General features: G+C 74.2%; 7 protein-coding genes and 1 pseudogene. 5 read left to right on the top strand and 3 right to left on the bottom strand.

All coding sequences use genetic code 11. The annotated features are described in order from the left end of the window. Positions 1-269 precede the first annotated feature (269 nt). Both cmk and aroA read right to left on the bottom strand, forming a co-directional pair. The gene (gene cmk / locus ABD067_RS23190; protein ID WP_343897782.1) at positions 270-914 is read right to left on the bottom strand and encodes a (d)CMP kinase; all 645 of its coding nucleotides are present in this window, start codon (positions 912-914) and stop codon (positions 270-272) included. Continuing rightward, on the bottom strand, positions 911-2284 hold the full coding sequence (aroA, locus tag ABD067_RS23195; RefSeq protein WP_343897783.1) for a 3-phosphoshikimate 1-carboxyvinyltransferase: 1374 nt from the start codon (positions 2282-2284) through the stop codon (positions 911-913). The genes cmk and aroA overlap by 4 nt, the downstream gene beginning before the upstream one ends. Positions 2285-2433: 149 nt before the next feature. Between aroA and ABD067_RS23200 the strand changes: the two genes are divergently transcribed. From ABD067_RS23200 to ABD067_RS23215, 4 genes and pseudogenes are all read left to right on the top strand, one after another. After that, positions 2434-2748, top strand: coding sequence for a TIGR02300 family protein (locus ABD067_RS23200; protein WP_343897784.1), 315 nt, complete (start codon positions 2434-2436; stop codon positions 2746-2748). Positions 2749-2791: 43 nt separating this feature from the next. After that, positions 2792-3964, top strand: coding sequence for a DNA replication/repair protein RecF (gene recF, locus ABD067_RS23205; RefSeq protein WP_343897785.1), 1173 nt, complete (start codon positions 2792-2794; stop codon positions 3962-3964). A gap of 56 nt (positions 3965-4020) precedes the next feature. Beyond that, a complete protein-coding gene (gene gyrB / locus ABD067_RS23210) occupies positions 4021-6483 on the top strand; it encodes a DNA topoisomerase (ATP-hydrolyzing) subunit B (protein ID WP_343897786.1) in 2463 nt (820 codons plus the stop codon). 392 nt (positions 6484-6875) lie between these two features. After that, positions 6876-7297, top strand: a pseudogene (locus ABD067_RS23215) (IS701 family transposase); the annotation flags it as partial. 294 nt (positions 7298-7591) lie between these two features. Here ABD067_RS23215 and ABD067_RS23220 read toward each other — a convergent pair. Further along, a complete protein-coding gene (locus ABD067_RS23220; RefSeq protein ID WP_343897787.1) occupies positions 7592-7834 on the bottom strand; it encodes a helix-turn-helix domain-containing protein in 243 nt (80 codons plus the stop codon). Positions 7835-8209: 375 nt separating this feature from the next. Between ABD067_RS23220 and ABD067_RS23225 the strand changes: the two genes are divergently transcribed. Further along, positions 8210-8380 carry a hypothetical protein gene (locus ABD067_RS23225; protein ID WP_343897788.1) on the top strand — a complete coding sequence of 57 codons (171 nt, stop codon included), beginning with the start codon at positions 8210-8212 and terminating at the stop codon, positions 8378-8380. The last annotated feature ends 356 nt before the right edge of the window (positions 8381-8736 follow it).

The raw sequence follows: 8736 nt of genomic DNA on the forward strand, positions 1-8736 counted from the left end.
CCGCCGCAGCGAAAAGGGCCTGCACGGCGGAAGGGCCCGACCCCGGAAAGGCGCGCCCTGAGCGCCTCCCCGCGCTGCAGGACTGCCCGCCTGCTTGGCGCGGATTTTAGCGCGCCCGGCCGGCCCCAATCACGGCGCGTCGCGGGCGTGACGGCGGCTCGGACGTCACGTCACCGCGACGACAGCCGGCGCAACGCCGGCATCGGCAACCGGCCGCTGTGCCGGTGAGGGGGCCGGGCCGTCCGAGGCGTGTGCCGGCCGGCGGTCGTTCAGCCGGGGCGCGCTTCCACTGCCATTCGCTCGCGCACCAGCGCCAGCGCCGCGGCGAAGGCGGCTTCGATGTCCAGCGTCGTGGTGTCCAGCACGAGGGCGTCCGGCGCCGCGCGCAGGGGCGCGACGCTCCGGGCCGCGTCCTGCATGTCGCGGCGGCGCAGCTCCGCTTCCACCGTTTCAGGGTCGGTGGGGACGCCCTTCGACCGCAGCTCCTCGAAGCGGCGGCGGGCGCGCGCCTCGACGGAGGCGGTGACGAAGAGCTTCACCAGGGCGTCCGGGAACACCACGGTGCCGATGTCGCGCCCGTCGAGCACGGCGCCCTCGCGGCCGAAGTGGCGCTGGAAGTCGAGCAGCGCGGCACGCACGCCGGGGATGGCGGAGACGGCGCTCGCCGCCATGTCGGCTTCCGGGCCGCGCAGGTCGCCGCGGCGGAGGTCGGCGGCCAGCAGCGCGCGCGCTTCCCGCTCGGCGACGGCGGCGTCGCGCGGGTCGGCGCCGCGGTCCAGCACGCGCCGGGCGACGCCGCGGTACAAGAGGCCGGTGTCGAGGTGCGGCAGGCCGAGTTCCGCCGCGATCCGCCGCGCCAGCGTGCCCTTGCCCGCCGCGGCGGGGCCGTCGATGGCGATGACGGGCGGCTTCATGCCGGGCCGATGGCGCCGCCGCCCGCCGTCCCGTTCACCAGCGCGGCGAAGCCGGGGAAGCTGGTCTCGATGAACGAGGCGTCGTCCACGGAGACGGGCGCCCGCGCCGCCAGGCCCATCACCAGCGCGCTCATGGCGATGCGGTGGTCCATGTGGGTGACGACCGCGCCGCCGCCCGGGACGGCGCCGCCGGTGCCGCGCACGGCGAGTTCGTCCTCCCCGGCCGCGGCGTGGACGCCGTTCGCGGCCAGCAGCGCCGCGGTGGCGGCCAAGCGGTCGCTTTCCTTCACCCGCAGCTCGCGCAGGCCGAGCATCCGCGTCTCGCCCTCGGCGGCGGCGGCGGCCACGGCGAGGATCGGGTATTCGTCGATCATGCTGGGCGCGCGGTCCGGCGGCACCTCGACCCCGCGCAGCGCCGAATGGGACGCGACCAGGTCGCCCACCGGTTCGCCGCCCTCCGTGCGCTCGTTCTCCACGGCGAGGTCGGCGCCCATCTCCCGCAAGGTGGCGAACAGCCCGGTGCGGAGCGGGTTGAGCCCGACGCCCTCCACCGTGAGGCGCGAGCCGGGCACCAGCAGCGCCGCCACCACCAGGAACGCCGCGGAGGAGGGGTCGCCCGGCACCGAAACGGGCGCGGCGGCGAGTTCCGGCTGGCCCTCCACCTCCGCCACGCGGCCCGCCGGGGTGTCCTCCACGCGCACGACGGCGCCGAAGTGGCGCAGCATGTTCTCCGTGTGGTCGCGCGTCGGCTCGGGTTCGGTGACGCGCGTGGTGCCGCGGGCGCAGAGGCCGGCCAGCAGGCAGGCGGACTTCACCTGCGCGGACGCGACGGGGAGGGTGTAGTCGAGCGGCAGCGGCTCGGCGGCGCCTTGCACCGCGAGGGGCAGCCGCCCGCCCTCGCGCGACCAGAACCGCGCGCCCGTGGCGGCGAGCGGCTCCGTCACGCGGCGCATGGGCCGCTTCCGCAGGGAAGCGTCGCCGGTCATCACCGCGAAGAGCGGGTGCCCCGCGAGCAGCCCCGCGAGCAGCCGCGCAGCGGTGCCGGAGTTGCCCATGTCCAGCACGTCCGCGGGCTCCGCCAGCCCGCCGATGCCGCGCCCGGCCACCTCCCAGGCGCCGGGGCCGGCGCGCTCGACCGACGCGCCGAGCGCGCGCATGGCGGCGGCGGTGCGGAGCACGTCCTCGCCTTCCAGGAGGCCCCCGATGCGCGTGGTCCCGACGGCCAGCGCCCCGAACATGAGGGCGCGGTGGCTGATGGACTTGTCGCCCGGCATCCGGACGCGGCCGCGGAGCGGGGAGCCCGGGGCGGCGCCGCGGAGCGGTTTCGGCTGGGGCTCGGCGTGGGCCGCCGCGGGCGCGGGATCGGGCATGGGGGCGGCGTTTGACACGCCCCGCCGGCCCGTGGCAATGCGCCGCGCTTCCCCGCCCGGCCCCCGTCCAGCCAGCCGCTTGGCGCCCCGTCGCCGCCACGCGCTCCGGCGGGCGCCGCCGGGCACACCGATCAAGGTGCATCCAACCCATGGCCAAGCCCGAATTGGGTCTCAAGCGCGTCTGCGTCGCCTGCGGCACCAAGTTCTACGACCTCACCCGCGCCCCCGCCATTTGTCCGAAATGCGGCACCGAACAGCCGGCCGAGCAGCCCAAGCTGCGCCGCGCCGCGGCCGCGTTGCCGGCCGAGGACAAGGTGAAGAAGCGCGCCGCGGAGCCCGAACTCGAGGCCGACGAGGTGGAGATCGAGGACGTGGAGGCCGACGAGACCATCGAGGACGCCGAGGAGCTCGAGGACGACAACGAGGACATCGAGGTCGGCGGCGACCGCGACGAGGAGGGCTGAGCCCTCCTCGGATGGCGATCCGGGGCGGACCGGCCCCTCCGCGATGCCGCCCCCGCCCCCGCTCACCCTGACCCGGTTGATGCTGCGGGATTTCCGCAGCTACCCGGCGCTCACCCTGGGCTTGGACAGCCGCGTGGTGGTGCTGGCGGGGGAGAACGGCGCCGGCAAAACGAACCTCCTCGAAGCGGTCAGCCTGCTCGGCCCCGGCCGCGGCCTCCGCGGCGCGAAGCTGGCCGACCTGGCGCGGATCGCGCCGGAAGGGCGGATGCCTTGGGCGGCGGCCGGGCGGTTCCGGGGGCCCTGGGGCGAGTTCGACATCGGCACGGGCACGCCGGAAGGCGGGCCGCTGGAGCGGCGGGGCTTCCGGCTGGACGGCCAGCCGGTGCGGGGCGGCGCCGACCTCGCGGAGCGGGTCGCGGCGGTGTGGGTGACGCCGCAGATGGACCGGCTCTTCCAAGACGGCGCGGGCGACCGCCGCCGCTTCCTGGACCGGCTGGTCTGGGCGCTGGAGCCCGGCCACGCGCGCCAAGTCGCCGCCTACGAAAGCGCCATGTCGCAGCGGAACCGGCTGCTGGCGGGGAGCGGCCCTCGCGCCGACCCGGGCTGGCTGTCGGCGCTGGAGGACGGGATGGCGCGGCACGGGGTGGCGCTGGCGGCGGCGCGGCGCGTCCTGGTTTCCCGGCTCAACGCGGCGTTGGCGGAGGGCGTCACGGGCGCCTTCCCGGTGGCGCTCTTGGAACTGCTCTGCCCGGTGGCGGCGGCGCTGGACGGGGCGCCGGCCCTGGCGGTGGAGGACCGGTTGCGGGCGGAGTGGGAAGCGTCCCGGCCCCGCGACGCCGCCGCGGGCGTCACCCTGGCCGGGCCGCACCGCGCCGACCTGGGCGCCACCCACTCGGCCAAGGGGGTGCCGGCCGCCCTCTGCTCCACCGGCGAGCAGAAGGCGCTGCTGGTCTCGATCGTGCTGGCCCACGCGGCGCTGATCGCCGCGGCCCGGGGCTTCGCGCCCCTGCTGCTGCTGGACGAGGCGGCGGCCCACCTGGACGCGCCGCGGCGGGAAGCCCTGTTCGCCGCCCTGGCGGCCCTGCCGGCCCAGGTGTTCCTGACCGGTACCGATCCGGGCGTCTTCGCCCCCCTCCGCGGCGTGGCCGCGGCCTTCCGCGCCGCGCCCGGCGCCGTCGTTCCGGACGGCGATTTTCCCGTGCCGGGAGCGTCCTGAATCACTATATTGGCGATAGTCTCCCGCAGCGATTTCCCAAGGAGTTAGCCGCCGGCATGAGCAACACTGCCGCGCGCGCCGAGGCCGCCCTCCCCGGTGCCGAAGGCGCCAACGGGGGCGCCGACTACAACAGCGCGTCCATCACCGTCCTCAAGGGCCTGGAGGCCGTCCGCAAGCGGCCCGGCATGTACATCGGCGACACCGACGACGGCTCGGGCCTGCACCACATGGCCTTCGAGATCATCGACAACGCCGTGGACGAGGCGCAGGCCGGCTACGCCACCCGGGTGGACGTCACCCTGAACGGCGACGGCAGCGTGACGGTGCGCGACGACGGACGCGGCATCCCCGTGGACATGCACGAGGAAGGCGTCTCGGCGGCCGAGGTGGTGCTGACCCGCCTCCACGCCGGCGGCAAGTTCAACCAGAACTCCTACAAGGTCTCTGGCGGCCTGCACGGCGTCGGCGCGGCGGTGGTCAATGCCTTGTCCGAAACGATGGACGTCCGCATCTGGCGCGACGGGAAGGAGCACCTGATCCGCTTCGCCCACGGCGAGACCGTGCAGCCGCTGGCGGTGGTTGGGCCTTCGGACGAGCGCCCCGGCACGGAGGTCACGTTCAAGCCCTCCTCCGGCACCTTCACCAAGACCGAGTACGAGTTTGCCGTGCTGGAGCGGCGGCTGCGCGAGCTGGCCTTCCTCAACTCCGGCCTGGCGATCAACCTCAAGGACGACCGGCACGTCCCGGCGCAGGAGGTGTTCTTCCAGTTCCGCGGCGGCCTCACCGCCTTCGTGGAGTGGCTGGACAAGGGCAAGGAGCCGCTGTTCCGGCCGCCCATCTCGCTGGTCAGCAAGGACACCGACGTCGGCATCCGCGTCGAGCTGGCGATGTGGTGGAACAACAGCCCGCGCGAGGTGGCGCTGTGCTTCACCAACAACATCCCGCAGCGCGACGGCGGCACCCACCAGGCCGGCTTCCGGCAGGCGCTGACCCGCGTGGTGATGAAGTACGCCGAAGACTTGGCGAAGAAGGAGAAGGTCGAGCTGTCCGGCGAGGACATGCGCGAGGGCCTGACCTGCGTGCTGTCCGTGAAGGTGCCGGACCCCAAGTTCTCCTCCCAGACCAAGGACAAGCTCGTCTCCTCCGAGGTGCAGCCGGTAGTGCAGGCGGCGGTGGCCGACGCGCTCTCGCACTGGTTCGAGACGCACCCGAAGGAGGCGCGCAACGTCCTCGACCAAGTCGTGCTCGCCGCCGCGGCGCGGAAGGCGGCGCAGCTCGCGCGGGAGAAGGTGGGGCGCAAGAACGCGCTCGACATCTCGACCCTGCCCGGCAAGCTAGCCGACTGCCAAGAGAAGGACGCGAGCAAGTGCGAACTGTTCCTGGTGGAGGGCGACAGCGCCGGCGGCTCCGCCAAGCAGGGCCGCAACCGCGTGTTCCAGGCCATCCTGCCGCTCAAGGGCAAGATCCTGAACGTGGAGCGGGCGCGCATCGACAAGATGCTGTCCTCCGCCGAGATCGGCACGCTCATCACAGCGCTCGGCACCGGCATCGGCCCGGGCGAGCCGGCCAAGGGCGGGTTCGATCCGAACAAGCTCCGCTACCACCGCATCGTCATCATGACGGACGCGGACGTGGACGGCAGCCACATCCGCACCCTCTTGCTGACCTTCTTCTTCCGGCAGATGCCGCAGCTCATCGAGCGCGGGAACCTCTACATCGCCCAGCCGCCGCTCTACCGCGCCAAGCGCGGCAACGAGGAGCGCTACTTGAAGGATGACCGGGCGCTGGAGGACTACCTGCTGGAGAAGGCGCTGTCCGGCGCGCGACTGCGCTTGGCCGACGGGCGCGAGGCCGCGGGCGACGAACTGCGGGCCGAGGTGGAGCTGATGCGCCAGCTCGCCGCGCGGGTGCGCCGTTTGGCGGCGAACGTGCCGGTGGAGATCGTGGAGCAGGCGGCGGTGGCGGGCGCGCTGACGCCCGATGAGGACCGCGCCCTGGCCGCCGGCCAAGCGCTCGCGGCGCGGCTGGACGCGTTGGCGCCGCCGGCGGAGCGCGGCTGGAAGGTGGCCGCCGGCCCGGACGGCCTGCAGATCGCCCGCACGGTGCGCGGCGTGGCCGAGCGCCACACGCTCACCCCGACGGCCCTGCGCAGCGCCGAGGCGCGGTGGCTCGACGAGCGGCGCGAGGTGCTGGCGCGCGAGTTCGGCGCCGCCCCCGCGACCCTGGTGCTGGACGGCGCCGAAGCCGCGGTCCACGGGCCGGTCATGGCCTTCGACCGCGTGCTGGCGCAGGGCCGCAAGGGATTGGCCATCAATCGCTTCAAGGGCTTGGGCGAGATGAACCCCGACCAGCTCTGGAAGACCACGTTGGACCCCGAGGCGCGCGTCCTGCTGCGCGTGCGCGTGGAGGACGTGGAGGACGCGGAAACGGTGTTCTCCACCTTGATGGGCGATGTCGTGGAACCGCGGCGCGACTTCATCGTGACCAATGCGTTGAAGGTAGCGAATTTGGACGTGTAGGGGGTTTCGGCCCTGGGAGCTTGTCTAGAGGGAACCATAAAGTATCACGCGAGCACCCAAATCCTTGAATCAGGGAACCGTAAACACTCACGTTGCCTCGTTCAGGCGCGGGTGGTCACGGATCGGTTGCTCGCCGCGTGGGCAACCAGCCGCCGGCGGCCCCTGAGTTGGGTGCCCATTGGAGCCGCGGGCCGTGGCCACGGAATGGGCCAGGATCGGAGCCCAATCAGCGGCTCGATCCGCCAAGGCGATCGGGATCCCGTGTGGCCGCCGCGGGGGCGGTGATGGCGAACTTGGGCTGGCTTCTAGACGGGCAGCAATCGGCGCTGCCGCCGTTCATTCCTGCCAACCAGCCCGGCGCACGCCGGGCGGGCGGGCGGCGCGTGGCCTAGCGGCGCGGCACGAAGGGGACGCTCGCCGCCCGGTTCGCGGCGGTCCGGGTCCGCGTCGGCGACGGCGCCACCTGGGGCAACAACCGCCACCTGCCGGGCGGGGAGGCGTGGCTGGTGGCGAACACCGCGCGTCGGGCGAGCGGGAATACCACCTCTCCAACCTGCCGCCCGGGACGTCGCTGCGCGCCCTCGCCGCCGCCATCAAGGCGCGCTGGGTTTGCGAGCAGGCGCACCAGCAGCTCAAGCAGGAACTGGGCCTGGGCCGCTTCGAGGGGCGCTCCCGGACCGGGCTGCACCGCCACGCGCTGATGGGCCGCGTCGCCTTCGCCTACCTGCAGCACCTCCGCCTCGCCGGGCACCGCCGCCAGGCGGGGCCGGGCGCGACGGGCCGCCATCGCGGACGCTCGCCTCATCGCCGAAGCCGCCAAGGAGGTCTCACAACCAGACAGCTAGACGAACTTCTGCGTCCGCGCCCGCCGCGACGGCACCGCTTCCGGCTACGACGAACACCCCTACGCAGAGCGAACTTAAGGCGCGCGAAAGGCGCCGATTGTTCGCCGAAGGCGTTTGGTGGCGGCTGCTACCCAATGCCGAGGATTTCCGCCCTGTGCAGGCCACGCTCTGCGCGCGCATGCCGGCGCCGGCTCACCTTTCGGTAACTTGGCGCCGACGCGGGCGATGGGTTCAGAGGGCCCGCGAAGCTTTGTTCCGCCGCGTCAAGTAGGGTCGCGGGCAACTTCGGCGAGCAGTTCCGCCGCGTCCAGCCGGAGCGCCTCGGCGACCTCGAGGAACTCCACAACGTCGAGCCGCCGCTCGCCGGTTTCGTACTTGGAGACGAAGCTCTGCGGCCGGCCCAGGCGCGCCGCCAAGTCCGTTTGCGTCAGGCCCGACGCGCGGCGCCCTTCGATGAGCAGTTCCTGCAGCCGCGCTCGGCGCGGCGAACGGCGCGAGCGTGGCATCGGGCGGCGGCGCTTTGCTGTCGATACCGCCCGGCTACGGCCGGCGTTGCGAAAAACCCAAAATGGGATATTCTGCCGGAGCATGGTGCCGGGCCGACGCGTCGCGGCGCGCCGTCGCGGACCTGGTCCGTGAGTGGCGGGTGGCAGGACGACGCGTGAACGGCGCCGCCGGCATCGCCGAAAAACCAACGGAGGGACAAGGCATGGGGCGGCGTGCGAAGGGCGTGGGCCCGGCGTTGCTGGCGGCGGCCTTGGCCGTGTCCGCGCCGGGCATGGCACGGGGTCAGCGCCCGGACGGGCAGGGATCGCGGGCGCCGGCGGCGGAGCGGCCCCCGCCCGGGGCCGCCGCGGGCGGAGGATCCCGAGCAGGGCACGGTGGCTTGGTTCCTGCGCGACCGCGAGGCGCGGCGGGCGACGCTTGAGCGCTGCGAGGACGACCCCGGCCGCCTCGCCGGCACGCGGGAGTGCGTCAACGCGCTGGAGGCTCGTTCCCGGGCGTTCTTCGGCGTGCCCGATCTGCCCACCACTGGCCTCGGCCGGTATTGACGGCGGTCCCCATGCGGCGCCGCGACGGGGGGACGCGACCGTGAGGAGCGAACGCCACGACGACGAAGCCGCCCTGCTGCGCGCCGCCGGCGCGCTGCAGGAGCGCCTGGACGCCGGGGAGGGGGTGGCGCCCGGCGACGCGGCCCCGGGCGGGTGGACCGTGGTCGCGCGGCTGCCCTTGGCCCTGGCGGACCGCCCCGTCCACCCCTGGGTGCCGGCGGAGCTGTGGGCGCTGCCGCCGCCGGCGCCCCGGAGGCGTGCGACTGGGCCGCGGTGCTGGCCGAGGTGGCGGCCCGGCGCGCGGCGCTGGCCGCGGCGGAGCTGTTCGCCGGCGAGGCGGACCGCGCCCACTCCGC

Origin of the sequence: Craurococcus roseus (assembly GCF_039523795.1) — a bacterium.
Classification (GTDB): Bacteria; Pseudomonadota; Alphaproteobacteria; order Acetobacterales; family Acetobacteraceae; genus Craurococcus; species Craurococcus roseus.

Coding starts and splice junctions, on each gene's coding strand:
- aroA (WP_343897783.1), bottom strand. CDS start 2,284: ATGCCCGATCCCGCGCCCGCGGCGGCCCACGCCGAGCCCCAGCCGAAA.
- gyrB (WP_343897786.1), top strand. CDS start 4,021: ATGAGCAACACTGCCGCGCGCGCCGAGGCCGCCCTCCCCGGTGCCGAA.
- cmk (WP_343897782.1), bottom strand. CDS start 914: ATGAAGCCGCCCGTCATCGCCATCGACGGCCCCGCCGCGGCGGGCAAG.
- ABD067_RS23200 (WP_343897784.1), top strand. CDS start 2,434: ATGGCCAAGCCCGAATTGGGTCTCAAGCGCGTCTGCGTCGCCTGCGGC.
- ABD067_RS23220 (WP_343897787.1), bottom strand. CDS start 7,834: ATGCCACGCTCGCGCCGTTCGCCGCGCCGAGCGCGGCTGCAGGAACTG.
- recF (WP_343897785.1), top strand. CDS start 2,792: ATGCCGCCCCCGCCCCCGCTCACCCTGACCCGGTTGATGCTGCGGGAT.